This is a genomic window from Streptomyces sp. NPDC030165 (assembly GCF_055573595.1).
Genome location: NZ_JBVIBD010000020.1, coordinates 15,464 through 38,816, shown reverse-complemented (window position 1 = coordinate 38,816; position 23,353 = coordinate 15,464). Strand labels below are relative to the sequence as shown.

The window sequence follows — 23,353 nt, the reverse complement described above, 5'->3', positions numbered from 1 at the left end:
CCGTCGCCCCCGTGCGACGCGTCACGCAGTGTCCATGGTCGTCACTGCCTGTGCGGCTCCGGGGTCGCCCCGGGTGATCCAGTGTCCGGCCTTCCGGCGCATCGCGCATGTACGCGCTCATCGGGACCGGGCGGTGCGCAGCAGGTCCGCGGCCCGTTCGGCGATCATCACGGTGGGCGCGTGGGTGTGCCCGCGGGGGATGGCAGGCATGACGGAGGAGTCCGCGACGCGCAGGCCCCTCACACCGCGCACCCGCAGGCGCGGGTCGGTGACGGTGTCGTCGCCGGTGCCCATCCGGCAGGTGCCCACCGGGTGGTACAGCGTTTCCGCGAGGGCGCGCACGGTCTCCCCGGCGGCCTTGTCGTCCTGCTCGCCCGGCCACGGCTCCAGTGGCTCGGTGACGTGCGGGGCCAGCGCCCGCGTCCCGTACAGCCGCTCCGCGAAGCGGATACCGGCCAGCAGCCGCCGCAGGTCCGCCTCGGACGTCAGATAGCCGGGGTCGATGAGCGGCGGCGCGTCCGGGCCGTCGCCCAGGGCGATCCGGCCGCGGCTCTCCGGCCGGAGCAGGATGACGCCGATGGTGACACCGTGCTCGGTCGGCGGCCGCAGGCCGTGCCGGACGAACGGGACCGGCGCGAAGATCAGCTCCAGGTCCGGCGCGGCCAGGTCGTCGGTGCTGCGCAGGAACGCGACGGCCTCGCCGATGTTGGAGGTCAGCGGGCCGCGCCGGGACAGCAGGTAGCGGGCGATGCCGGCCGGGGTGTCGGCGCCGGTGAGTGTGCGGGGCAGCGCGGTGCGCATCAGGACCGGTACGGACAGGTGATCCTGGAGGTGACGGCCCACGGCGGGCAGCTCGGCCACCTGCTCGATCCCGGCCTCCGCCAGCTGGTCGGGGTCACCGACGCCGGAGCGCAGCAGGAGCTGCGGCGAGCCGATCGCGCCCGCGCACAGGATGACCTCGCGGCGGGCCCGCAGTACGCCGCCGGGCAGCTCGACGCCGTACGCCCGGCCGTCCTCGAACAGCACCCGGCGGACCTGCTGTCCCGTGACGACCCGCAGGTTCGCGCGGCGCAGCGCCGGGCGCAGATAGCCGTCGGCCGCGCTCCACCGGCGTCCGCGCCGCTGGTTGAGCGGGGTGGGGGCACAGCCGCTGTGGTCGGGACCGTTCAGCTCGGCGAGCCGCGGCAGCCCCGCCTCCTCGCAGGCGTCGAGGAAGTCGGCGGTCAGCGGGTGGAGGCCGCGCGCGGGGGAGATCCACAGCGGGCCCGCGGTGCCGTGCACCGTCCCGCCGGGCGGTCCGGCCCAGTGCTCGGCGCGCCGGAAGTAGCGGGCCACCTCGTCCCAGGACCACTCCTCGCCCGCCGACTCGGCCCAGCCGTCGTAATCGTCGCGGTGGCCGCGCACCCACATCATCGCGTTGAGCGACGAGGAGCCGCCCAGGGTCCGGCCGCGCGGCCAGTACAACTCCCGCCCGTGCAGGCCTGCTTGGGGCGCGGTCGTGAAGTTCCAGTCGTACGGTGTGCAAAAGAGCTTGGGGAACGCCGCCGGGACGCGGACCTCCTGCCGGCGGTCCGGCCCGCCCGCTTCCACCAGTGCCACACGGACCGTCGGGTCCTCGGACAGCCGGGCCGCGAGCACACAGCCCGCTGATCCGGCGCCGACGACGACGTAGTCGTGAACCTGGTCGTACCGCTGCGCACCGGCCATCCGAGCCCGCCTTCCCGATGCCTCAAGGTCCCGCCCCGCACCCGTACTTGCCGGTAGTGATCGTAGGGCAAGGGGCCGGGCGGGCGGCAGGTTCCGGCCTTCAGTCCGGAAGCGCGGCGGACGGGCTGGGCTGGATGAACGGGAAGGCGTTGGTGCCGCCGCACACCATCGGGCCGACCCGCAGGTTGCCGCCCACCAGGGTCACCAGGACGTCCGACGGGCTGCGGCCGCCGGGGACGGAGGCGTTGGCGGCGGTGCACACCAGCTGGCTCATGGAGGGGGTGTCGAGCCGCTTGGCGTTCATCGGCAGGTGGATGGTGACCCGGCCTTCCTCCGCCTCGGCGGTGACCCCGCCCGGCAGGACGGGCAGCACGTTGGTCAGGCCGCGCTGCCGTTCGGCGTCGTTGGGGCCCTTCAGCAGCAGGTTGATCGCCTCTTCGGGGCCGACCGGCGCGGTCGCCGGGCGGCTCGCGGGGCGCAGGCCGGTCGGGCCGAGGAAGTACAGCTGCACGTCGGCCGCGGGCTTGCCGGGTGCCTTGAGGCCGTGGGCGGGTTCCCCCGCGTCGATCACCCCGGTCGGCTCGATGCCGCAGCCGGTGAGGGTGCTCGCCGACAGGGCGCCCAGCACGCCCGCCAGCAGCCCGCCCAGCGCGATCCGCCGGGCCCGCGCGGAGTTCGGGACGTTCACGTCTGGTCCGCCTTCCCGGCCGGTGCGGCCGCCGGATTCTTCGGGCGGCGGTCACCGCCGTCCGTCGTGTCCTGGCCGCCGTCCGTACCGGCGGGGCTGTGGCCCGTACGGTCCGGGGGCTCCGGTGCCGGCTGCCCGGCAGCCTCCTGGGCGTCCGTGACAGTGTCCGCGACGGTGTCCGCGCCCTCCTCCGTCACGGCCTCCCCCTCCGTGAGGGTGCCCGCCTCCTGCTCCGGAAGCGGCAGCTCCACGGTGAACACCGCGCCGCCCTCGGGGCAGTTGGCGGCCCGCATGGTCCCGCCGTGCAGCCGTACGTTCTCCATGGCGATCGCCAGGCCCAGCCCGCTGCCCTCGGAACGGGCGCGCGCCGAGTCCGCCTTGTAGAAGCGGTCGAAGACGTGCGGGAGCACCTCCGGGTCGATGCCGGGGCCGCTGTCCACGATGCGGATCACCAGCCGGCCGTCGCCCGGATCCGGTGCCCGCAGCAGCACCCGTACCGGCTCCCCGCCGTGGTGCAGCGCGTTGCCGACCAGGTTGGCCACCACGACGTCCAGCCGCCGCGGGTCCAGCCGCGCCCGCACACCGTCCGGGAGCTCGGCGCCCACCCGGTCCTGCCAGGCCCTGGCCTGCAGCGTCTTGCGGATCGTCTCGGCGACGTCCACCTCGTCCAGGTGCAGCGCGGCGGCCCCGGCGTCGAAGCGCGAGACCTCCATGAGGTCCTCGACCATCCGGGCCAGCTTGCCGGTCTCCTGGCTGATCAGCCGGACGGCGGAGGCGGTGTCGGGGTCGAGCGCGTCGGCGTCCTCGTCCAGGACGTCGGTGACGGCGGTCATCGCGGCGAGCGGGGTCCGCAGCTCGTGCGAGACGTCGGCCGCGAACCGCCGCGCGTTGGCCTCCATACGGCGCAGGTCGGCGACGCTCTCCTCCAGCTTGGCGGCCATGTCGTTGAACGTCCTCGACAGGTCGGCCAGCTCGTCGGCGCCCTTGACCTCCAGCCGGGTCTCCAGCTTGCCCTCGGCGATCCGCCCGGCGGCCTGCCGCAGCCCGCGCACCGGCCGCAGCACACCGCGGGCCGCGAGCAGCGCCGGGACCACGGCCAGCGCGAGCACCGGCAGGGCACCGCGCTGCGCGGCGCTCACCAGCGCCTCGACGTTGGCCTCCTCCGCGCGGAGCGGGAGCTGGGCGTAGACGGACAGCGGGGACGCCGTGCGGGTCTCGGTCTGCGACTGCATCACCGGCATGCCGATCAGCAGCCACGGTTCGCCCTCCCGGTCCACCCGCTGGAACGCCGTCACGTGCCGGGTCTCGACCGACTCCCGCAGCTCGGCGGGGACGATCACGCGGCGCGGCCGGCTCCGGTCGTTCTCCGCGACGCCCTTGTACTGGACGTAGACGTCCCAGTCCCGGGCCTTGCCGGAGCGGTCGAGCTGCCGGGTGAACTCGTCCACGTCCGCACGGGTCGGCGGCACGGCGAGGTCCGGCGCGAGCGAATTGACCTGCCCCCGCAGGTCCTTGATCGCGGTGTCCTGCGAGCGCTGGAGGATGGCGTTGCGGGCCTCGCGGTAGGTCAGCGCCGCGGTGGTCAGCGCGCTGACCGCGCCGACCAGCAGGAAGGCGACGACGAGCCGGGCCCGCAGACCGCGCGGGACCGAACGCGGCAGCAGCGGCCGCCGCGCGCCGCCCGCGGGCCTGGGGCGCTTCACAGGGGACCGAAGCGGTAGCCGAAGCCGCGTACGGTCTGCACGTACCGGGGGCTGCGCGGAGTGTCCTCGATCTTCGTGCGCAGCCGCATCACGCACGCGTCCACCAGGCGCGCGTCACCGTGATAGCTGTGCTCCCAGACGTGCTCCAGCAGCTGCTGGCGGCTGAAGACCTGCCCCGGGGTCGCGGACAGGAACAGCAGCAGCTTCATCTCGGACGGGGCCAGGGGGAGGTCGGCGCCGCCCTTGGAGACGACCAGCCCGGCACGGTCCACGGCCAGTTCGCCGTAGGTCTCCACGGGCGCGGGGCCCGGTTCGGCGGGTCCGGCGGCGTCCCCGTCGGCGGGCAGGGCGGTGCGCCGCAGGACCGCGCGGATGCGGGCCTCCAGCACCTCGCCGCGCGCGGGCTTGACGATGTAATCGTCGGCGCCCGCCTCCAGCCCGAGCACCACGTCGAGGTCGTCGCCGCGGGCGGTGAGCATGATGATCGGCAGCTGGCGGTCGGCGCGGATGCGGCGGCAGACCTCGAAGCCGTCCTTGCCCGGGAGCATCAGGTCCAGCAGCACGATGTCGGGGCGGAAGGCGGGGAGGAGGTCCAGGCCGTCCTCGCCGCTGGCCGCGGCCGCCACTTCGTGGCCGCGCCGGCGGAGCGCGAGGGTGACTCCGTCGCGCACGGCGGCGTCGTCCTCGATGAGAAGTACTCGGGGCATGGCACCAGTATCAATAAGTTTCATGATGGATCGGTAACAGACGGATCCTGCCCGTAATTCTTCGCATCTGTCGTGATGCAAGGCAGTAATCGCGCGAGCTCGCCGCAGGGGGAATCGTACGGCGCCGACGGCGGCATCCGTACACAGGTCCGCGGCGGCCCGCGCACGGCAAGAGGGACGGGATACGCATGGCACGGCACGGCAGGCGGAGCGGCATCATCGGGGTGGCCGCGGTGGCGGCGGCGTCGCTCGGAGTGGCCGGCTATCTGACGTTCGGACAGTCCGGCGCCACCTCCGAGGCGCACGCGGACACCACGGAACAGGCACGGCCCGCCGCGGTCGATCCGAGCATCGTGCACGCCTCCGACCGGCCCGGCAAGAGCCTGAACATCACCATCGACGACGGCCCGGACCCGGTCTGGACCCCCAAGGTGCTGTCCGTGCTGAAGAAGTACGACGTCAAGGCCACCTTCTGCATGATCGGCCCGTCGGCGAAGGCGCACCCGGACCTGGTCAAGAAGGTGGCGGCGGCCGGACACAAGCTCTGCGACCACACCGTCAGCCACAACACCGGCATGGACCACCAGCCCGAGAACTACCAGGCGCGGCAGATATCCACGGCGCAGCAGATGATCGAGCAGGCCGCGGGGGGCCCGAAGGTGGACTACTACCGGGCACCGGGCGGCGCGTTCACCCCGTTCAGCAGGAAGCTGGCCGCGGAGCACGGGATGCGCCCGCTGGGCTGGAACGTGGACAGCAAGGACTTTGAGCGGCCGGGCACCGACGCGATCGTGCGCACCGTGCGCCGGGAACTGCGCAACGGCCCGACCGTCCTGTTCCACGACGGCGGCGGCGACCGCAGCCAGACGGTCGCGGCGCTGGACCGGCTGCTGCCGTGGATGAAGCAGCAGGGGTACGGGTTCGGGTTCCCGCAGCGCTGACGCGGGGGAGGGGAGTGGCACCGGATCCCCGGGCGAGACCGGGGACCGGGCCACGGCCCTCGACAAGCGTCGATCCCCGACGGGCGTCGCTCCTCAACGGGCCACGGCCCTCGACGAACCACGGCCCTCAGCGGGCGTCGGCCCTCACGCGTCGCCGAGAAGTTCCGCGAGGCCGCGGTCCACGTCGAGCAGTTCGCGGCCCGCGGGCACGGCCTGGTACGTGCGGTCCAGGAAGCGGCGCAGGTCCGCGGTGTCGACCTGGACCATCGCGACCCCGTCCTCGACGTGGAACTCCAGCACCGTGCGGTCCCGGCCCAGCGGGCGCACCCGTACGTCGCCGGTGCCCGCCGCGGACCGCAGGCCGTCGGCGAGCAGTTCGCGGGCGAAGGCCCAGTCGACCGCGGCGCCGTCCAGCGAGATCTCCGGCGGGAAGGTGATCCGCACCGCGAGCGGGTCGGCCGGGTGATAGTGCAGCACCGCGGGCACGGTCCGGGAGCCGGGCGCGGTCGCGATGAGACGTACCTGGACGGCTTGGTCGATGACACTCTGCACCGCGGCTGCTCCCTTACGGATGTCGGGTCGGGACATGGCTTACACCATGTAGGACGGTGTGCCCGCCCTCGCCGTGCATGTGACAGGGGTGTGATCTATGTCATGTCCAGGTCGTCATGGTTGGTGGGCAACGCGTGGGTTGACAAGGGTTTGTGGTCACGCCCGGTGCCGGGCTGCACGGGGCTTCGCGGGGCCGTAAGCCAGGAACTCCTCCAGGATCCCGGGCGCCGCTGCCGCCGCCAGGGCCGGTGCGTCGTCCGCCGGGATGTCGCGTATGTGGTAACCGTCCTCCCCGGCGGCGACCGCGGCCGTGAGGGTGACCAGCCCGGTCCGCCTGCTGAACGGCGTACTGGAGAACGTCCAGGCCGCGACCGCCTCGCGCTGGAGCACGACGGTGTCCCGGCTGAACGTGCCGGAGCGCGCGATCAGGAACCGCCCGTCGAGGCCGTGCCCCAGATTGCGGTACGCGTCACGGGCCAGCCACAGCACCACCGGCACCGACACCAGCGCGAACGCCCAGGCGCAGTGCAGCAGTACGGGAGTCAGCAGGACGCCCAGGACCCCGAGGGCGAGCGTGCCCGGCAGCGTGACGAAGAGCAGCCCGCGCATACGGCGACGGCGCAGGGCGGCTCGCGGATGCCTGCGCAGTCCGGCGTCGGTGAAGCCGCCGCGCAGCGTGCCCGACGCCGTGCGCACGGCCTCCGTACGCGGCGCGGGCGGCAGGATCACACTGCGCTTGCGGTTCTCCTCCTTGTTGCCCAGGCCGCCCGCGACCGCGCGTACGGTGGCGCCGCCACCCGCCCGCAGCAGCAGCGGCTCGCGCAGGACCACGCCGCGCAGCCGGGCCCGCTCGATGGTCACCGACCGGGTGGTGAGCAGGCCGCGGTGCACCCGCAGCGTGTGCGCGTCGGTCCATTCGAGGCGGTACTTCCACCAGCCCTCGACGTAGAGGGCCAGCGCGCCGACGGTGCCGAGGGCGACGACGGCCAGCAGCGCGAGCGGGATCGTCACCCACAGCGCACCGGCGCCGAACTCGTCGAACGCGCTGCGCACGATGCCCAGCTTCCACGGCTCGATGCCGGCGCCGTCCAGGACGCGGTAGGCGCCGCCGGCCGCGGCGAAGACGCCACCGATCACCCAGAAGGTGAGCGGCGCGTAGCGCAGCCAGCGCCAGTTGACGCGGGAGACGACCGGGTCCTCGTCCGTCGCCCGGGTGCCGGCGCGGGCGAGCAGCACGGTCCGCAGCCGCTCTGCGTCGGCCGTCGTCAGCGCCTCCAGCGACAGCTCGCCGCCGCCGTCCGACGAGCCCGCGGTGCCGGCCCGCAGGACGGTGACACCGAGCAGCCGGTGCAGCGGCGAGGCCGTCAGGTCGACCGTGCGGATGCGGTGCAGCGGTACGGACCGCAGCCGCCGGGTCAGCACCCCGCTGCGCACCTCGAAGGAGTCGTGGGTGACGCGGTAGTCCGTACGCGCCCAGCGGACCGACCCGATCGCGGTGAGGACCGCGAAGCTCGCCGCGATGGAGGCCAGCGTGATCCAGGCGCCGGTTCCGATGCGGCCGCCGGTGGCCAGCGCGGTCAGGGCGAGCGAGCCGAGCGGGGCGGCCATCCAGCCGCAGTGCACCAGGAGGGTGCGCCGGTCCAGCCGGTGCCAGCGGGGCGGCGCGCCGGTGACGGGAGAGGTGGCGGTGGTCATGCGGCATCACCCGGTACGGCCTGCGCAGCCTCGCCGATGCGCCGCGACAGCTCCTCGGCGTCCGCGTCGGACAGCCCGGCTATCTTCACGTCGCCCGCGGTGGAGGCGGTGGTGACGGTGACCGTCGCGAGCCCGAACCGCTGCTGTACGGGGCCGCGCACGGTGTCCACGGTCTGCACCCGCGACAGCGGCGCGATCCGCCGCTTCTGCCGGAACCAGCCGCCCGCCGCGTACACCGCGCGGCTGCCCAGCTCCCAGGCGTGCACGGAGTACCGCCACCGGGGCATCACCAGCAGATAGCCGAGCGCCGGCAGGACGAGGACGACCAGCAGCAGCGGTCCGAGCCAGGGCAGGGCGCCGGGGAAGAACAGTACCGAGCAGACCGCCAGGGCGAGCGCGGTGAGCAGCGTCGGCCCGCTGACCGTCAGCAACGCCTGGACGGTCCACCAGCGGCGGGCGCGGGGATCGACCCGGTTGCGGGGCGGCCGCAGCAGGGGGGTGGCGGGCGTGGGCATGAGGGACCCCGTTCTTTGGCAAGTCGCTTGTATTGAGTAGCGGTACGTTATAACGGTACGAGCGACTTGTAAAAAAGAAGGCGAGGCCACGGTTACGTGCCGAAGAAGGTGGACCATGAGGCGCGGCGCCGGGAGATCTCCCAGGCGCTGTGGCGGATCGCGAGCACCCGGGGACTGGAGGGCGCGAGCCTGCGGGACGTCGCCGCCGAGGCGGGCATCTCCCTGGGGCGGCTCCAGCACTACTTCCGCACCAAGGACGAGATGCTCGTCTTCGCGCTGCGCTACATCGAGACCCTCGCCCAGCAGCGCATCCGCGCACGCATCGAAGCGCTCGACGGGGAGCCCACCCCCTACGACATCCTGCGCGCCTGCCTGACAGGGATGCTGCCCCTGGACGAACAGAGCCGCATCGGCTTCCTGGTGGGCATCGCCCACTTCCACCGGGCCGTCCACGACCCCGCCCTGCGCACCGACATCCGCGACGGCATCCCCAAACTGCGGGACCTCTTCGCCGACCAGCTGCGGCAGGCGATGGAACGCGGCGAGGCACGCCCGGACCTGGACGCCGACGACGAGGCGATGGTGCTGATCAGCCTCGTCGACGGGCTCTCGACATACATCCTGCTGGACGTCCACACCCCGGAGAAGGCCGTCCAGCTCCTCGACATGCGGCTGGCGCAGCTGTTCGACGGGGCGGGGGCGGGCTGACGCCGGGGTGTGGACGAACGGGCGTCCTCAGTAGCGGGTGCCCTCGGCCGCCGGCAGCGCGTCCAGTTCGGCCAGGGCGGCGGGCGGCAAGGTGACGTCCGCCGCGCCGGTGTTGTCCACCAGGTACTTCGGGGTCTTGGTGCCGGGGATCGGGATGACGTACTGCCCCTGGGCGACCACCCACGCGAGGGCGACCTGCGCGGCGGAGACGCCCAGCTGCCCGGCGATGGCGCGAACCTTGCCCACCATCTCCAGGTTGGCCTTCAGCGCGTCCTGCTGGAAGCGCGGCAGTCGGCGGCGGAAGTCGTCCTGCGGCAGCTCGTCGAAGGAGGCGATGCTGCCGGTCAGGAAGCCGCGGCCGAGCGGCGAGAACGGCAGGAAGGCGATGCCCTGCTCCTCGCAGTACGGCACGACCTCGTCGAGCGCCTCGCGGGTCCACAGCGACAGTTCGGACTGCACGGAGGCGACCGGATGCACAGCCTGCGCGCGCCGGATCTCCTCGACGGTCGGCTCCGACAGGCCGATCTGCCGGGCCTTGCCCGCCTGCACGGCCTCGGCCAGCGCGCCCCAGCTCTCCTCGACCGGGACCTCCGGGTCCACCCGGTGCAGCTGGTACAGGTCCACGTAGTCGGTGCCCAGGCGGCGCAGGCTCGCGTCGATGGAGCGGCGGATGTGCTCGGGACGGCCGTTGCGTACCAGCGCGGTGTGATCCCCCGGTTTGTCCGCGGCGGACTCCAGCCCGACCTTGGTGGCCAGGACCACCCGCTCCCGGTGGCCGCCCGCCAGCGCCCGGCCCACCAGTTCCTCGTTGGTGTACGGGCCGTAGACGTCGGCCGTGTCGATCAGCGTCACACCGAGGTCGATCGCCTGCCGGAGCACGCCGACGGAGGTGGCGTCGTCCCGGCCGGCCGGGTCGTAGGCGTGGGTCATGCCCATGCAGCCGAGACCGATGACGCCGACCTCGGGTCCGGTGCTGCCGAGCGTGGTGGTGCGCATGGTGGAGCTCCTCGGAGAGAGTGCTTGATCGATTCGCCGCTCACTCTTCCTGTTGGAGCGCACTCGAAGTCAAGCGGTCGCCGCGACGGCGCGGACACCGCGGGTACGGCAGAGGCAGGACGGCCGCACCCGGCGGCCTATGCCTCGCGCAGCAGGGCCGCGAGGTCGCCCTCGACGTCCAGGTGCCGGCCCTCGGTGCCCAGGGCCACGACACCGTACGACCGCATCAGGAACCTGCGCAGGTCACGAGCCTGGAACTGCACCATGGCCAGGCCGTCGGCGGTGTGGAACTCCAGCATCGTGTGATCCGGGCCGCACGGCCAGATGCGCACGTCGCCCTTGCCGGACGGCTCGCGCAGGCCCTCCGCCAGCAGGTCGCGGGCGAACGTCCACACGACCTCCGCCCCGTCCAGCGACGCCGCGGGCGGGAAGACGACGTGCACCGCGAGCGGGTCCCCGCTGTCGTAGCGCAGCCGGGCGGGGACCTTGCGCGACCGGGGCACGGTCGCGATCAGTCGGGCGTGGACGGCTTGGTCGATGACGTGGGACATCGTCGGCTCCCTGGGTGCTCGTGCGGACGGGTCTCTGCCTCTACGACCCGTAAGACGCGCCGCGTATGACGCCAGTGCACCGAATGACCGCGTGAGGTGCATCACGAACTTTTGATTGCGGGGATATGTGCTCCTTACGCTTGCGAAATCCATGCAAGGCCGCCAGAACCGGAACGGGTCTGCCCACACGTGAGAGCTGGTGACCGGGTCCCGGACGCCCGGCCGGGAGCGGGGCGCACCTCCGGCGCCGGCGGCGACACGTCAGGGGTTGTCCGCTCATGTCCGAAGCATCCGCAGGGTCCCCGGCGGACGACTACACCCGGCTCTACGAGCGCGAGCACCCGCGCCTGGTCGCCTACGCGCGGTCGCTGACGACGAGCGCCTGGCTCGCGGAGGACCTCGTCGCCGAGGCGCACTTCCGGGTCTGGCGCCGCATCCGCTCCGGGCACCCCATCGACAACGTCCCGGCCTACCTCCGCACCACCATCCGCCACCTCGCCTCGGCCGTCGGCGCGGTCGCCGCCCGCGAGATACCGCGGGACCCGGAGGACGGGCAGGCGTGGCCCGGCACCGGTCCGGCGGCCGAGCACGCCGACCCGGCGCAGCGCGTCGCCTACGTCGACCTGCTCGCCCGCGTCATGGGGCGGCTCCCGCGGCGCTGGGTGACGGCGCTGTGGCTGGCGGAGGCCGAGGACCAGCCGCTGGAGGCGGTCGGCAAGGCGATCGGGGCGGGCAAGGGCGCGACGGCCGTACTGCTGCACCGGGCCAGGGAGGGTATGCGGCAGGCGTTCCTCGGCTCGGTCCCCGGGACGCCGGACGACCCGGCGTGCGAGGCGCACTGGCAGCGGATGCCCGCGTTCGTACGGGGTGAGGCCACCGCGAAACAGGCCGACGGGATCGCCCGCCACCTCGCGGACTGCCCCGACTGCCGGGCGCGGATGGCGCTGCTGACCCGGGCCAACGACCGGCTGCCCGCGCTCACCGGTCCCGCGCTGCTGGTGCTCCTGGCGGGCGGTTCGGCGAAGTTCCTGCTGCCGCTCGCGGGCGCCGGGGCCGCCGCGGCCGGCAGCGGTCACACGGCGGGCAGCGGCGCGGCCGCTTCCGCGCAGAAGGCGCTCACGTGCGTGCACGAAGCCGTACAGAAGTCCGTACGGCATCTGCTGCGCGGCCAGATCGGGCAGGCCGGGCCGGCGGCCGCCACCGTCGCGGGCCTCGGCGTCGCGGTGGCCGCCGGGGTGGCGGTCGCCGCGGGCATCGCGCTGACCAGTGACAACACGGCGCCGCCGGCCGAGCGGGCGGCAGCGGCCCCGGAGGCGCCCGGAAGCGGCGCGGGCCGGGCGGTGCCCGACGCCACGGCGGAGCGGCCGGCGACCTCCGTACCCACCGGTGCTCCGTCCGCACCGGCGGCGCGCGGCACGGCGAGTGCGACCCCGGCGCCCCGCGCGGGCGCACCGACTGCCTCGCAAACCCCCGCGCCGACCGCGACCGGACGGCCGGGCCCTGCCCCCGGCCCCGGCAGCCCCTCGACGAGCCCCGGCCCGGACCCGACGGCATCGGCACCGACCGGCGGGCCCACACTTCCGACCGCCGCTCCCACCCCCGCACCGACCGGCAGCCCCACGGACCGGCCCACCCCGGCACCGACGCCCACCCGCTCGTCCCCGCCCACACCCACGCCCACCGCCGTCCCCACGCCCGCACCCACCACCGACCCGTCCCCGCCCGCGCACTGCGGCTGGGTCTGGTGGGGCCGGCTCCCGGTCTGGGTCTGCCGCACCGGCTGACCTTCCCGCCGGGCCGGGACCGGCCGGGGCTCGCGCCCGTACGGCAGAGGCGACGTCAGCCCATGACGGCCGTCAGTCCGTGACCGCGCTGCGGTTCTCGTACGCGAGATCCCCGTACTCGGGGTGCCGCTCCATCCAGCCCGCGACGAACGGGCACACCGCCAGCACCCGCAGCCCGTCGGCCCGCGCCGCGTCCAGCGCGTGCCGCGTCAGCGCCGAGCCGACGCCGTTGCCCTCGTACACCGGGTCGACCTCGGTGTGCACGAGGGCGATGAGCCCCTCGGCGCGCAGATAGGCCGCCACGCCCGCGACTTCGCCGCCGAGCCGGGCCTCGTAGCGGTTCGCGGCGCGGTCGTCGGTCACCGTCACCGGGGCCGGCGCGTTCATGAGCGGATCTCCTGCCGGACCATCACCGTCTCCTCCTGCGTCCTCCCCCGGCTGCTTCCGTACCCCTGTGCAGCACAGTAGGAGGGGCACCCGGCCCGCGCGAGGCGAGGCGTCGTACGGAGGCGGTACGGGAATGTCTGGACGGGGCGTCCCGGCTGGGCTAGCTTCCAGCGTCATGAGGGTCAAGGGGAAGCCGGGACAGTCAGGACGGCCGGGGCGCGGGAGACGCACGCGCGCGATGTGGGCGGTGCTCTGTGCCGCGGCGCTCGGTGCCGCGGGTGCGGCCCCCGTGTCGGCACAGACGCCCGCCGCAGCACGGCCCGCCGCCGCACCGCCGGCCGCCTCCGGGCTGCTGGACGGCGGCTGGGACCTGAAGGACACCGACACCGACGCGCGCTTCCGCGGCCTGGCCGCCGTCAGCCGCAGTACCGCCTGGGTCGCCGGCACCGACGGGACCGTGCTGCGTACCCGTGACGGCGGCGACCACTGGCGCGACGTGTCACCGCCGGGCGCCGAGGCCCTGGAGTTCCGCGACATCGAGGCGTTCGACGCGCGGCACGCCGTGGTCCTGGCGGCCGGCGAGGGGGCGGCGTCCCGGGTCTTCCGTACGGACGACGGCGGCGCCACCTGGACCGAGAGCTTCCGCAACACCGATCCGCGCGCCTTCTACGACTGCATGACGTTCTTCGACGGCAGCCACGGCATCGCGCTCGCCGACCCCGTCGACGGGACGTACCGCATCCTGTCCACCGTCGACGGCGGCCGCAACTGGCGGGTGCTGCCCACCCGCGGGATGCCGCCGGCCCAGCCCGGTGAGGCGTCCTTCGCGGCCAGCGGCCAGTGCTTGGTCAGCTCCGGCGCGTACGACGCGTGGTTCGCCACCGGCGGCGCGGCGAAGAGCCGGGTCCTGTACTCCCCGGACCGCGGGCGCAGCTGGACGGTGTCCGAGACGCCGGTCCCGGCGGGCGACCCGGCGCGCGGTGTCTTCGGCCTGGCCTTCCGCGACCGTACGCACGGACTCGCGGTCGGCGGCGACCACCGGACCGGCAGGCCCTCGCCGAAGGCCGCCGCGGTGAGCGCGGACGGCGGCGCGTCCTGGCAGGCGTCCGCCAGACCGCCGAAGCGCTACCGGTCCGGTGTGGCCTGGTTCCCCCGCACCACGCGCGTCGCGCTGGCCGTCGGTCCGACGGGCAGCGACGTCACGCTGGACGGTGGCCGGAGCTGGCACCGATTCGACGGCGGCTCGTACGACACCGTCGACTGTGCCGCGGACTTCGGCTGCTGGGCGGCGGGCGAGGACGGGCGCGTCGCCCGCCTGGAGCCGTGACGCGCCGCCCCTCGGGCGGCGGCCCGGGATCGGCCCCTCGGACCGGTCTGGGGCCGGACCGTGGAGCCGCCCCGGTCTTCAGGCGGCGCGCGCCGACACGGCCAGGACGTGCGGCGCCGCCAGGTAGCGCGCGAACAGTGACGCGCTGCCGCCGGCGGCGGTGCGCGGCGGCTGCCAGGCGATGCCGGTGAACCCGGCCTCCGTCAGGGCCCGTTCGTGCGCCTCGCGGGACCAGTAGTAAGCGGTCACCTGGAAGGTCTCCTCGTCGGCCCGGCCGTGCAGGCCGACGGGGTCCCCGTCCCGCAGGTGGGCGTCGGCCACGGTGAGGTCGAAGCCGTAGGGCCGGTAGTAGTGCGGGACCGTCGCGAAGTCCGGGTTGAGCGTGGCGGCCACGAAGCGGCCGCCCGGGGCGAGCGTGTCGCGGGCGGCGGCGCACAGCCGGGTGAGCGCGGCCGGGGTGGCGGCGTACGACAGCGCGTAGACGGCCACGGTCACGTCGAAGGCTCCCGTGAGCGTGTCGGCGGTCACCGCGTCGAGGACGCGGTAGGACACGCCGAGGGGTTCCACCTCCTCCCGGTGCCGGGCGTGCGCGATCATCCCGGGGGACCGGTCGACGCCGAGCACGCTGCCCGCCCCGTTGCGGGCGAAGAAGCGGGCGTAGTGCCCCGAACCGCAGCCGAGGTCCAGGACCCGGCGCCCCTCGACGCCGTCCGCCGCGGCGAGGACGGAGGGCATCTCGATGTGCCGTCTGAAGGGCAGCTCGTCGATGCTGCGCTCGTGCAGAGCGGCCATACCGTCGAATTGGGTGGTCATGACGCTGCCTCAGGAGTGCGGGTCGCCGGGCGACGGGGCGGGCGGTGGACGGACGGGCGCGGCGGGGTACGTGCCCGGGGGCCCGCGTCCGCCGGCGGCGGGGAGCCGTTCCCGACGGCCTCCCGCGGGGGCGGGCGTGCGATCAGGCAAACCGGCGTTCCTCCCTCCGCCCGCACAGCACCGGCACCGCCGCGGTGTCCGCCGGCCGGGCACCTGGGAGCCTTCACGGAAGGCATCATTCCGCAGCCCGCGCGCGTTGCCGCGGAGGCGCCGGGCGGCGCGCCGCCGCGGCAACGCCCGGGCCCCTCTCTCTCCGGGAGCCGTCAGTCCAGCAGGCTCCCCAGCCGCCCCTCCAGGAGCACCAGCAACTCGCTCAGCCCCTCGGACAGTTCGTCCCGCCGCTTGCCGTCGATGCCCTCCAGCAGACCGGCCTCGTAGCGCAGTTGCTCGGGCAGCAGCCGGTCGATGACCGCGCGGCCCTCGTCGGTGAGCGAGAGGTGCGAGACCCGCCGGTCCCGCTCGTCGGGGCGCCGCGCGACCAGCCCCCGCGTCTCCAACTGCCGTACCCGCTTGGTGACCGCCGCCCCGGAGGCGAACGTCTCGCGCGCGATGCGGCCGGGCGTCAGCTCGCGGTCCATCCGCCGCAGCGTGCCGAGGATGTCGAACTCCGGACGGGTCAGCCCCTCCCGCCGCAGCGGCGCGTCGGCGGCCTGCTGGAGCAGCGCGGAACAGCGGTTGAGCCGCCCGATCACCGCCATCGGGCCGGTGTCCAGCCCCGGGTGGACCTGCTGCCACTGCCGCAGCACCCCCGCGACGATGTCCTCGGTCACGCGCACCTCTTCTTCCCGGGCACTCCCGGCCCCCGTCGGCGAACTGATGCGCGCAGAGCGTGCCGCGGGCCGCGGTGCAGGCCCCGTGCCGCGCTGCGCCCGGACAATTCTGCCTGGTGCCGCCGCGGGCAGCAGGGCGGGGCGGTACGGGTACGGGCGCGCGCCCTGCGGTACGGGTGCGGCACGCGGCTACGCGGCCAGGGCCGGCGCGGACAGCCGGCGGACGAGCCGGGCCAGGGTGCGGTGTCCCTGCTGCTCGGCCAGGGTGACGCGTTCCTCGGGGACGGCGCGCTGCCACCACTCGCCGGCCGACACCTCCACCGCCTCCCGCAGCTCGACCAGGCTCGCGGCCAGGCGGTCGCGTGCCCAGCCCGTCTCGCGCGCGTCGTCGTCCCGTACCGCGGCGTCCAGGCCTTCTTCCCCTGCGGCCGAGCCGTCCAGCAGCCGCAGCGCCGCGGCCTCGGCGGCCGCCACCCGGTCCAGCGCCGCCTCGATGCGGTCGGCGGCGCGGCGGTTGGTGACCAGGACGCAGCAGGCCAGGCCCACGGCCGCCCCCACGACGGTGTCGGTCCAGCGGTCGGTGACCAGCGTCCGCGCGGGCAGGTGGCTGCCGAACTCGGTGAGCAGCAGGGCCATCGGGGTGACCCAGACCGACCCGAGCCAGTAGTTGCGGGTGATGCTCGCCTCGGCGCAGAACTGGAAGGTGAGCGCCAGCAGGATCATCGCGAGGTGGCCGGTGTGGATGACCGGCAGCAGGGCGGTGAAGAGCAGCAGCCCGAGGAGGTTGCCGATGGTGCGCTGCAGGGCCCGCTGCCAGGAGAGGGTGGTGTTGGCCTGGTAGATGGAGGCCGCGGTGACCACGGCCCAGTACGGGTGGCCGACGCCTGCCGCCATCGAACCCCAGCCCGCCAGCGCGCAGCCCGCGGCCACCCGCGCGCCGATGGGCAGCAGCGGTGAGCCGGGCGCCAGGCGGTGGAGCACCGCCCGGATACCGCGCGGGTGACCGGGCGCGGGGCGGCGTGGCTCCAGGCCCGCGGGGCCCGGATTCTTTTCGTGGTCCGCGTGTTCCGCGGCGATCCCGGCCAGCTCGCCGGACTGGGCCCCGGTGAGCGCGACCTCGGGCAGCGCCCGGCCCCGGCGCAGGTCGCGGGCCCACGCCGTGCAGCGCTCGGCCTCTTCCGTGTCGGCCTGCTGTGCAGCGAGGGCCGATTCGGCCCGTACGAGCAGCCGCTCCAGACCGGAGCGGTCGGCGGCCGCGGCGGCCGTACGGCCGGGAACCTGGAAGAGCGTGTGCCAGGCGGCGTTCACGGCGGCGGCGGTGGCGTGCCGGGCGCGGTCCGGACCGGCGGGGGCGTCGCCGGACGCCGGACCGGTGCGCAGCAGCGCCGCGGCGGCCTCCAGCGCCCGCGCCGTCGCGATCCGCTCCGGCCCGCGCGGCCGGACCAGCGCGGGCGCCATGCACACCAGCCAGGCGAGCGCGCCCGCGCCCAGGGCGAGCGACAGGTGGAAGGGCACCTGCCCGATGCGCTGCGGCACGAAGAAGGCCGACGCCGAGATGAAGGTGAAGATCAGGTTTCCCGGCGGGCCGACGCGCGTGGCGTCGCAGACCGTCTTGTGTGCGGCGGCGACCAGTGAGGCGAGGAGGACGAGCAGTGGGACCGAGCTGATCAGGGATGCGGCGGTCAGGGCGGCGCCGAGGCTCGCGACCATGCCGAGGATCACCCAGGCCAGGGTGCGGGCGCGGGCGGCGTACGGCAGGCCGTGCGCGTACAGGGCGCACATGGCCCCGGCCGAGGTGTACAGCACCAGGTCCAGGCGGCCCAGCGCGAGCAGGGTGAATTCGGGGATGCCGAGGGCGACGACCGCGCTCAGCGCGGGCTTGTGCCAGATGTCCACGGGGCGGCGCAGCAGGACGGTGCTGCGGATGGGCAGTGGGCGCGCGCGGACCGTGCTGCCGCTCCCTGAGAGGGCCGCCGCTCGCTTTCCCGTAGGTCTGGCATGTTTCCCCATACCAAAACCTTAACAGGTGTTTTACTCGTAAAAGATTTGCCTCTGCGGACTCACCCGCCCGGAACGGGGGAGGCGAGTACCCGGATCCGGCACTCTGCGGGCGTGCCCCAGGCGCCACGCAGCGCTCGCGCCTTGCGGATCCACAGGGAGAGGTCCAGCTCGTCGGTGTAGCCCAGGGCGCCGTGCAGCTGGAGCGCCGCCCGCGCCGCGGCGTAGGCCGCCTCTCCCGCGGCCACCTTCGCCATCGCGATGCCGCCGCCCGCCTCCCCGCCGCCCGCGAGCTCCACCGCCGCCCCGTACACCAGCGGCTCGGCGAACTCCAGCCCCAGCAGCACGTTCGCCAGCCGGTGCTTCACCGCCTGGAACGAGCCGACGGCGACACCGAACTGAGTGCGCTGCTTGACGTGCGCCACGGTGTCGTCCAGCAGCCGCCGCCCGACACCGAGCGCCTGCGCCGCGGTGAGCAGCCGCGCGGCGTCCGCTGCGTGCGCGGCGGCGGCCCGCACGGCCGGCCCGCCGGCCAGCACGGTTCCGCCGTCCGCCTCGTACCGGGACAGCCGCCGGGCCGGATCGACCGACGGCTGGACCGGCCCGCCCCCGTCCGCCTGCCGCAGCGTGCCGCCGCTCACGAGGAGCGTGGCATCGGCGGCCGCCGCGTCGAGGGCGTACGGCCCGCACGCCGGATCCGCGTACGACACCAGCGCCGCCCCGGCCGCGACGGCGGGCAGCCACTCCGCGGCCGGGCCCGCATCGCCGAGCCGGTCGAGCAGTACGGACGCCGCGGCCGTCTCCACCACCGGGCCCGGGACGGCGTACCGCCCCGCCTCGACGCACGCCACGACCAGTTCGACCGGCAGGAACCCCGCACCCCCGTACTTCTCCGGTACGGCCAGCCCGAACACCCCGGCCTCCCCGAGCCGCCGCCACACCGCGCGCCCCGGACCGCTGTCGCCGGCGCCCCACGCCCGCGCGGCGGCCGGGGTGTCCGCCGCCGCCAGCATCCGGCCGAGGGTCCGGCCGAATTCCGCCTGCTCCGTGTCCAGCAGGAACCGCATCCCCACTCCTCTCGCCGGCGCGGCGTGCTCAGCGCCGTCCCTTCGGCAGGCCCAGCAGCCGTTCGGCGATGATGTCGCGCTGGATCTCGTTCGTACCGGCGTAGACCGGACCGGCCAGCGCGAAGATCCAGCCGTCGGCCCAGCTCCCGTGGTCCGGCGCCGCGGCGGCGTCGGCGGCCAGCTCGCCGTGCGGGCCGAGGAGGTCGAGCGCCGTCTCGTGCAGGGCGATGTCGAGTTCGGACCAGAAGACTTTGCCGAGGCTGGCCCCGGCGCCCGGGGTGCCGCCCGCCGTGGGCCGTGCGGCGCCGGCGTAGGCGGCCAGCTGGTAGGCGCGGGCGCCGATGACCGCGTCGGCGACCCGGTCGCGCAGCGCCGTGTCCGTGGGGTCGGCGGTGGCCCGCCACAGGGCGGCGAGGCGGGCGGCGGCGGCCGTGAAGCGCCCCGGGCTGCGCAGGGTGAGCCCGCGCTCGTTGCCCGCCGTGCTCATGGCGACCTGCCAGCCGTGCCCCGGCTCGCCGATCACGTCCGCGTCCGGCACGAACACGTCGTCCAGGAACAGCTCGGCGAAGGCCGGCTTCCCGTCGAGACGGCCGATGGGCCGCACCGTCACGCCCGGCGCGGCCAGGTCGAACATCAGATACGTCAGGCCGTGGTGCGGCCGGTCCGCGCCGGGGTGGCTGCGGAACAGCCCGAAGGCCCGGTCCGCGAAGGCCGCCCGGGAGGACCACGTCTTGTGCCCGCGCAGCAGCCAGCCGCCCTCGGTCCGTACGGCGGCCGACCGCAGCGCGGCCAGATCGGAACCGGCACCGGGCTCGGACCACGCCTGCGCCCAGATGGTCGCGCCGCTCGCCATCGCGGGCAGGACGCGCGCCAGCTGCTCGTCCGTACCGTGCTCGAAGAGGGTGGGCGCGAGCAGGCTGACGCCGTTCTGGGAGACCCGGCCGGGTGCACGCGCCGTGTAGTACTCCTCCTCGAACAGCAGCCACTGGAGCACCGACGCGCCGCGCCCGCCGTACTCCTCCGGCCAGGTCACGGCCGACCAGCGGCCGGTGTGCAGCTCGCGCTCCCACTCCCGGTGGGCGGTGAAGCCTTCGGCCGTCTCCAGGGAGGGCAGCGGCTCGGCGGGCACGTGGGCGGTCAACCAGTCCCGTGCCTGGCGCCGGAACTCCTCGTCCTCCGGGGCGTGTTCGAGATCCATCGACGAGCGGCCTCCCCTGCGGTGGCGGCAGGCTCCGGTGCGGCGTTCCAGGGGGCCGCGGGGCTGCCCGGGACCGTTCCCTAACAAGTGTTTGGTAGGTTAGCGTACGGCCATGACGCCCGAGAAGCCTCCGACGGCGCACCCGGCATCCCCGCCCCCCTACGTCCCCGGACACGGCCTGCTCACCGGCCGCACAGCCGTCGTCACCGCCGCCGCGGGCACCGGCATCGGCGGCGCCACCGCCCGCAAGCTCCTCGAAGAGGGGGCGGACGTGGTCCTCTCCGACGCGCACACCCGGCGCCTGAAGGAATCCGAGACGGCGCTCACCGCAGAGTTCGGCGCCGGCCGGGTCACCGCACAGCCCTGCGACGTCACCGACGCGGCGCAGATCGACGCGCTCTTCGACGCCGTCGAGCGGCGGCACGGACGGCTGGACGTCGTCGTCAACAACGCCGGACTCGGCGGCACCGCCGACCTGGTGGAGATGACCGACGCGCAGTGGACCGCCGTCCTCGACGTCACCCTGAACGGGACCTTCCGCTGCACCCGGGCCGCCCTGCGCCGGATGCGCGCGGGCGGCCGGGGCGGCGTCATCGTCAACAATGCCTCGGTCGTGGGCTGGCGGGCCCAGCGCGGCCAGGCGCACTACGCCGCCGCCAAGGCCGGGGTGATGGCGCTGACCCGCTGCGCCGCGGCCGAGGCCGCCGCCTACGGGGTCCGGGTCAACGCCGTCTCGCCCAGCCTGGCCGTCCACCCGCACCTGGCGAAGGTCACCGGCGAGGAGCTGCTGACCGAGCTGACCGCCCGGGAGGCGTTCGGGCGCTCCGCAGAGCCCTGGGAGGTCGCCAACGTCATCGTCTTCCTGGCCAGCGACTACGCCTCGTACATGACCGGCGAGACGGTCCCGGTCAGCAGTCAGCGCGCGTGACCGCAGAGGGACAATGAGCCGGTGCCCACCGCGAAGAAGAACGACAGACCGGCCGCCGCGACCCCGCCGTCGCCCGCCCGCCGCCGTGAACTGCTCGCCACCGCCGCCGAGGTGTTCGCCGCCCACGGCTACGACGCGACGACCGTACGCCGCATCGCGGACCGGGCCGGTCTGCTCGCGGGCAGCCTCTACTACCACTTCGACTCCAAGGAAGCGATGCTGGACGAGATCCTGAGCAGCTTCCTGGATGAGCTGTGGGCCGGGTACGACGCGGTGCTCGCGGCCGGACTCGGCCCCCGGGAGACCATCGAGGCCCTGGTCACCGAGTCCTTCCGGGAGATCGACCGGCACCGCGCCGCCGTCGCCATCTACCAGAAGGAATCCCGGCAGCTCGCCGGAAAGCCGCGCTTCGGTTATCTCGCCGACTCCCAGCAGAAGTTCGAGAAGGCATGGCTCGGCACGCTGGAACGCGGCGTCGCCGACGGCGTCTTCCGCCCCGACCTCGACGTCCGGCTCACCTACCGGTTCGTCCGCGACACCGTCTGGGTCGCCGCGGGCTGGTACCGGCCGGGCGGCCTGCACGGCCCGGAGGAGATCGCCCGCCAGTACCTGTCGATGGTGCTGGACGGCATCGCCGTACGGGACTGACCGCACCGCCTCACAGCCGACAGACAGAGCACGCCCCGACGACCGAGGAGCCGGCATGGCAGAGGCCTACATCATCGACGCGCTGCGCACCCCCGTCGGCAGGCGCGGCGGCGGGCTCGCCGCCGCGCACCCGGCGGACCTCGGCGCGCACGTGCTGAAGGCGCTGATGGACCGCACGGGCGTGGACCCGGCCGCCGTGGACGACGTGGTCTTCGGCTGCCTGGACGCCGTCGGCCCGCAGGCCGGCGACATCGCCCGCACCAGCTGGCTGGCGGCCGGGCTCCCCGAGGAGGTGCCGGGCGTCACCGTCGACCGGCAGTGCGGCTCCTCCCAGCAGGCCGTCCACTTCGCCGCGCAGGGCGTGCTCTCCGGCACCCAGGACCTGGTCGTCGCGGGCGGCACGCAGAACATGTCGATGATCCCCATCGCCTTCGCGAGCCGAGGGGCCGCCGAACCGCTCGGGCTGGCCGACGGGCCCTACGCGGGCAGTACGGGCTGGCGCGCCCGCTACGGCGACCGGCCGGTGGACCAGTTCCACGGCGCCGAACTGATCGCGGACGCGTGGGGCATCTCCCGTACGGACATGGAGGAGTACGCGCTGCGCTCGCACCGGCGGGCCGTGCGCGCCGCCGACGAGGACCGTTTCGCGCGCGAGCTGGTCCCGTACGGGGACGTGACGGCCGACGAGGGCCCACGGCGCGACACCTCGGCGGCGAAGATGGCGGCCCTCGCGCCGGTGGTGCCCGGCGGCCGGCTCACGGCGGCCGTCTCCTCCCAGGTGTCCGACGGCGCGGCGGCCCTGCTGCTGGCGGGCGAACGGGCCGTACGGGACCACGGGCTGACGCCGCGCGCCCGCGTCCACCACCTGTCCGTACGCGGTGCGGACCCGATCCGGATGCTCTCCGCACCGGTCCCGGCCACCGCGCACGCGCTGAAGAAGACCGGGCTGAGCATCGACGCCATCGATCTCGTCGAGATCAACGAGGCGTTCGCGCCGGTGGTCCTGGCCTGGCTGGAGGAGACCGGCGCCGACCCCGCCCGGGTCAACGTCAACGGCGGCGCCATCGCGCTCGGCCACCCGCTCGGCGCGACCGGCTGCAAACTGATGGCCACGCTGCTGCACGAGCTGGAGCGCACCGGCGGGCGCTACGGCCTCCAGACGATGTGCGAGGGCGGCGGGCAGGCCAACGTGACGGTGATCGAACGGCTGTGACCGTCCGGCCGGGCAGCCGTTCAGCAGGCCCGGTTCTTCACGTACAGCGCGCGCGGCCCCCGGTCCGTCCCGTACCGCACGTCCTTCGTCGCACCCTTGGCGAGGCGGCCGTTCACGGCGGGCCGGGCCGGCACGACGATCGTGTAGCAGGCCGTGCGCTGCGCACAGAGGTTCTTCAGGCGGACGAACCGCTGGTGGTCCTTGGTGAAGTACTTCATCACCTTGGCGCACTGCGGTGCCCGCGGGGCCGCCGCGGCCTGCGAGGCCGTGGCCAGACCCAGCGTCGTGCTGAGCGCCGTCACCGCGACGGCCGTGGCGAGGAATTTACGCATGTGATCTCCCCCGATGGAAACCTTTGCCCGCGGTGGGACCCCGGGCGGCCTTCGATGGTCATTCT

General features: G+C 74.5%; 23 protein-coding genes. 7 read left to right on the top strand and 16 right to left on the bottom strand.

Annotated elements, in window-relative coordinates:
* Positions 1–117: 117 nt before the first annotated feature.
* The 4 genes from ACZ4Z1_RS31300 to ACZ4Z1_RS31285 form a co-directional block, all read right to left on the bottom strand.
* Positions 118–1,707 (bottom strand): GMC family oxidoreductase, encoded by a 1,590-nt coding sequence (locus tag ACZ4Z1_RS31300; protein WP_468490020.1) that lies wholly within the window; start codon positions 1,705–1,707, stop codon positions 118–120.
* A gap of 100 nt (positions 1,708–1,807) precedes the next feature.
* Complete coding sequence (locus ACZ4Z1_RS31295; RefSeq protein ID WP_468490019.1) at positions 1,808–2,395, bottom strand: GerMN domain-containing protein; 588 nt, start codon at positions 2,393–2,395, stop codon at positions 1,808–1,810.
* Positions 2,392–4,098, bottom strand: coding sequence for an ATP-binding protein (locus ACZ4Z1_RS31290; RefSeq protein ID WP_468490018.1), 1,707 nt, complete (start codon positions 4,096–4,098; stop codon positions 2,392–2,394). The genes ACZ4Z1_RS31295 and ACZ4Z1_RS31290 overlap by 4 nt, the downstream gene beginning before the upstream one ends.
* Positions 4,095–4,805 carry a response regulator gene (locus ACZ4Z1_RS31285; RefSeq protein WP_468490017.1) on the bottom strand — a complete coding sequence of 237 codons (711 nt, stop codon included), beginning with the start codon at positions 4,803–4,805 and terminating at the stop codon, positions 4,095–4,097. The genes ACZ4Z1_RS31290 and ACZ4Z1_RS31285 overlap by 4 nt, the downstream gene beginning before the upstream one ends.
* 188 nt (positions 4,806–4,993) lie before the next feature.
* On the opposite strand from ACZ4Z1_RS31285, the gene ACZ4Z1_RS31280 reads away from it, so the two are divergent.
* Positions 4,994–5,746, top strand: a complete 753-nt coding sequence (locus tag ACZ4Z1_RS31280; protein ID WP_468490016.1) for a polysaccharide deacetylase family protein — start codon at positions 4,994–4,996, stop codon at positions 5,744–5,746.
* Between the two features lie 144 nt (positions 5,747–5,890).
* Here ACZ4Z1_RS31280 and ssgD (ACZ4Z1_RS31275) read toward each other — a convergent pair whose 3' ends face one another.
* From ssgD (ACZ4Z1_RS31275) to ACZ4Z1_RS31265, 3 genes are all read right to left on the bottom strand, one after another.
* On the bottom strand, positions 5,891–6,298 hold the full coding sequence (gene ssgD, locus ACZ4Z1_RS31275) for a spore wall synthesis regulator SsgD (RefSeq protein WP_468490114.1): 408 nt from the start codon (positions 6,296–6,298) through the stop codon (positions 5,891–5,893).
* 156 nt (positions 6,299–6,454) lie between these two features.
* On the bottom strand, positions 6,455–7,993 hold the full coding sequence (locus ACZ4Z1_RS31270; protein ID WP_468490015.1) for a PH domain-containing protein: 1,539 nt from the start codon (positions 7,991–7,993) through the stop codon (positions 6,455–6,457).
* A complete protein-coding gene (locus ACZ4Z1_RS31265; RefSeq protein ID WP_468490014.1) occupies positions 7,990–8,508 on the bottom strand; it encodes a PH domain-containing protein in 519 nt (172 codons plus the stop codon). The genes ACZ4Z1_RS31270 and ACZ4Z1_RS31265 overlap by 4 nt, the downstream gene beginning before the upstream one ends.
* A gap of 96 nt (positions 8,509–8,604) precedes the next feature.
* Here ACZ4Z1_RS31265 and ACZ4Z1_RS31260 point away from each other — a divergent pair, with 96 nt between their 5' ends.
* Positions 8,605–9,216 carry a TetR/AcrR family transcriptional regulator gene (locus tag ACZ4Z1_RS31260; RefSeq protein ID WP_468490013.1) on the top strand — a complete coding sequence of 204 codons (612 nt, stop codon included), beginning with the start codon at positions 8,605–8,607 and terminating at the stop codon, positions 9,214–9,216.
* Between the two features lie 27 nt (positions 9,217–9,243).
* On the opposite strand, the gene ACZ4Z1_RS31255 is transcribed toward ACZ4Z1_RS31260, so the two are convergent.
* Both ACZ4Z1_RS31255 and ssgD (ACZ4Z1_RS31250) read right to left on the bottom strand, forming a co-directional pair.
* Positions 9,244–10,212, bottom strand: a complete 969-nt coding sequence (locus tag ACZ4Z1_RS31255; protein ID WP_468490012.1) for an aldo/keto reductase — start codon at positions 10,210–10,212, stop codon at positions 9,244–9,246.
* A gap of 137 nt (positions 10,213–10,349) precedes the next feature.
* On the bottom strand, positions 10,350–10,763 hold the full coding sequence (gene ssgD, locus ACZ4Z1_RS31250) for a spore wall synthesis regulator SsgD (protein WP_468490011.1): 414 nt from the start codon (positions 10,761–10,763) through the stop codon (positions 10,350–10,352).
* A 278-nt stretch (positions 10,764–11,041) separates the two neighbouring features.
* On the opposite strand from ssgD (ACZ4Z1_RS31250), the gene ACZ4Z1_RS31245 reads away from it, so the two are divergent.
* Positions 11,042–12,547 carry a sigma factor gene (locus ACZ4Z1_RS31245; protein ID WP_468490010.1) on the top strand — a complete coding sequence of 502 codons (1,506 nt, stop codon included), beginning with the start codon at positions 11,042–11,044 and terminating at the stop codon, positions 12,545–12,547.
* Between the two features lie 72 nt (positions 12,548–12,619).
* On the opposite strand, the gene ACZ4Z1_RS31240 is transcribed toward ACZ4Z1_RS31245, so the two are convergent.
* Positions 12,620–12,934, bottom strand: coding sequence for a GNAT family N-acetyltransferase (locus tag ACZ4Z1_RS31240; protein ID WP_365840652.1), 315 nt, complete (start codon positions 12,932–12,934; stop codon positions 12,620–12,622).
* Positions 12,935–13,172: 238 nt separating this feature from the next.
* On the opposite strand from ACZ4Z1_RS31240, the gene ACZ4Z1_RS31235 reads away from it, so the two are divergent.
* Positions 13,173–14,261, top strand: a complete 1,089-nt coding sequence (locus ACZ4Z1_RS31235; protein WP_468490113.1) for an oxidoreductase — start codon at positions 13,173–13,175, stop codon at positions 14,259–14,261.
* A gap of 78 nt (positions 14,262–14,339) precedes the next feature.
* Here the strand turns inward: ACZ4Z1_RS31235 and ACZ4Z1_RS31230 are convergent, their stop codons facing one another.
* The 5 genes from ACZ4Z1_RS31230 to ACZ4Z1_RS31210 all read right to left on the bottom strand — a co-directional run bounded on the left by ACZ4Z1_RS31230 (position 14,340) and on the right by ACZ4Z1_RS31210 (position 20,167).
* Complete coding sequence (locus tag ACZ4Z1_RS31230) at positions 14,340–15,074, bottom strand: class I SAM-dependent methyltransferase (RefSeq protein WP_468490009.1); 735 nt, start codon at positions 15,072–15,074, stop codon at positions 14,340–14,342.
* A 323-nt stretch (positions 15,075–15,397) separates the two neighbouring features.
* Complete coding sequence (locus ACZ4Z1_RS31225) at positions 15,398–15,904, bottom strand: MarR family winged helix-turn-helix transcriptional regulator (protein ID WP_468490008.1); 507 nt, start codon at positions 15,902–15,904, stop codon at positions 15,398–15,400.
* A gap of 189 nt (positions 15,905–16,093) precedes the next feature.
* The gene (locus tag ACZ4Z1_RS31220; protein WP_468490007.1) at positions 16,094–17,914 is read right to left on the bottom strand and encodes an FUSC family protein; all 1,821 of its coding nucleotides are present in this window, start codon (positions 17,912–17,914) and stop codon (positions 16,094–16,096) included.
* A 50-nt stretch (positions 17,915–17,964) separates the two neighbouring features.
* Positions 17,965–18,969 carry an acyl-CoA dehydrogenase family protein gene (locus ACZ4Z1_RS31215; protein ID WP_468490006.1) on the bottom strand — a complete coding sequence of 335 codons (1,005 nt, stop codon included), beginning with the start codon at positions 18,967–18,969 and terminating at the stop codon, positions 17,965–17,967.
* Between the two features lie 28 nt (positions 18,970–18,997).
* Positions 18,998–20,167: an acyl-CoA dehydrogenase family protein gene (locus tag ACZ4Z1_RS31210; RefSeq protein WP_468490005.1), complete on the bottom strand. Its 1,170-nt coding sequence runs from the start codon at positions 20,165–20,167 to the stop codon at positions 18,998–19,000.
* Positions 20,168–20,279: 112 nt separating this feature from the next.
* Here ACZ4Z1_RS31210 and ACZ4Z1_RS31205 point away from each other — a divergent pair, with 112 nt between their 5' ends.
* The 3 genes from ACZ4Z1_RS31205 to ACZ4Z1_RS31195 are packed head-to-tail and all read left to right on the top strand — an operon-like array spanning position 20,280 to position 22,956.
* Positions 20,280–21,095: an SDR family oxidoreductase gene (locus tag ACZ4Z1_RS31205; RefSeq protein WP_468490004.1), complete on the top strand. Its 816-nt coding sequence runs from the start codon at positions 20,280–20,282 to the stop codon at positions 21,093–21,095.
* A 21-nt stretch (positions 21,096–21,116) separates the two neighbouring features.
* Positions 21,117–21,743: a TetR/AcrR family transcriptional regulator gene (locus ACZ4Z1_RS31200; RefSeq protein ID WP_468490003.1), complete on the top strand. Its 627-nt coding sequence runs from the start codon at positions 21,117–21,119 to the stop codon at positions 21,741–21,743.
* A 55-nt stretch (positions 21,744–21,798) separates the two neighbouring features.
* Positions 21,799–22,956 carry an acetyl-CoA C-acetyltransferase gene (locus ACZ4Z1_RS31195; RefSeq protein WP_468490002.1) on the top strand — a complete coding sequence of 386 codons (1,158 nt, stop codon included), beginning with the start codon at positions 21,799–21,801 and terminating at the stop codon, positions 22,954–22,956.
* Between the two features lie 20 nt (positions 22,957–22,976).
* Here the strand turns inward: ACZ4Z1_RS31195 and ACZ4Z1_RS31190 are convergent, their stop codons facing one another.
* A complete protein-coding gene (locus tag ACZ4Z1_RS31190; RefSeq protein WP_468490001.1) occupies positions 22,977–23,288 on the bottom strand; it encodes a hypothetical protein in 312 nt (103 codons plus the stop codon).
* Positions 23,289–23,353: the final 65 nt, after the last annotated feature.

Bases quoted from the DNA above. Each gene is read 5' to 3' on its own strand.
- ACZ4Z1_RS31300 (WP_468490020.1), bottom strand. From the start codon at position 1,707: ATGGCCGGTGCGCAGCGGTACGACCAGGTTCACGACTACGTCGTCGTC.
- ACZ4Z1_RS31285 (WP_468490017.1), bottom strand. From the start codon at position 4,805: ATGCCCCGAGTACTTCTCATCGAGGACGACGCCGCCGTGCGCGACGGA.
- ACZ4Z1_RS31280 (WP_468490016.1), top strand. From the start codon at position 4,994: ATGGCACGGCACGGCAGGCGGAGCGGCATCATCGGGGTGGCCGCGGTG.
- ACZ4Z1_RS31270 (WP_468490015.1), bottom strand. From the start codon at position 7,993: ATGACCACCGCCACCTCTCCCGTCACCGGCGCGCCGCCCCGCTGGCAC.
- ACZ4Z1_RS31265 (WP_468490014.1), bottom strand. From the start codon at position 8,508: ATGCCCACGCCCGCCACCCCCCTGCTGCGGCCGCCCCGCAACCGGGTC.
- ACZ4Z1_RS31255 (WP_468490012.1), bottom strand. From the start codon at position 10,212: ATGCGCACCACCACGCTCGGCAGCACCGGACCCGAGGTCGGCGTCATC.
- ssgD (WP_468490011.1), bottom strand. From the start codon at position 10,763: ATGTCCCACGTCATCGACCAAGCCGTCCACGCCCGACTGATCGCGACC.
- ACZ4Z1_RS31245 (WP_468490010.1), top strand. From the start codon at position 11,042: ATGTCCGAAGCATCCGCAGGGTCCCCGGCGGACGACTACACCCGGCTC.
- ACZ4Z1_RS31240 (WP_365840652.1), bottom strand. From the start codon at position 12,934: ATGAACGCGCCGGCCCCGGTGACGGTGACCGACGACCGCGCCGCGAAC.
- ACZ4Z1_RS31235 (WP_468490113.1), top strand. From the start codon at position 13,173: ATGTGGGCGGTGCTCTGTGCCGCGGCGCTCGGTGCCGCGGGTGCGGCC.
- ACZ4Z1_RS31230 (WP_468490009.1), bottom strand. From the start codon at position 15,074: ATGACCACCCAATTCGACGGTATGGCCGCTCTGCACGAGCGCAGCATC.
- ACZ4Z1_RS31220 (WP_468490007.1), bottom strand. From the start codon at position 17,914: ATGGGGAAACATGCCAGACCTACGGGAAAGCGAGCGGCGGCCCTCTCA.
- ACZ4Z1_RS31215 (WP_468490006.1), bottom strand. From the start codon at position 18,969: ATGCGGTTCCTGCTGGACACGGAGCAGGCGGAATTCGGCCGGACCCTC.
- ACZ4Z1_RS31210 (WP_468490005.1), bottom strand. From the start codon at position 20,167: ATGGATCTCGAACACGCCCCGGAGGACGAGGAGTTCCGGCGCCAGGCA.
- ACZ4Z1_RS31205 (WP_468490004.1), top strand. From the start codon at position 20,280: ATGACGCCCGAGAAGCCTCCGACGGCGCACCCGGCATCCCCGCCCCCC.
- ACZ4Z1_RS31195 (WP_468490002.1), top strand. From the start codon at position 21,799: ATGGCAGAGGCCTACATCATCGACGCGCTGCGCACCCCCGTCGGCAGG.
- ACZ4Z1_RS31190 (WP_468490001.1), bottom strand. From the start codon at position 23,288: ATGCGTAAATTCCTCGCCACGGCCGTCGCGGTGACGGCGCTCAGCACG.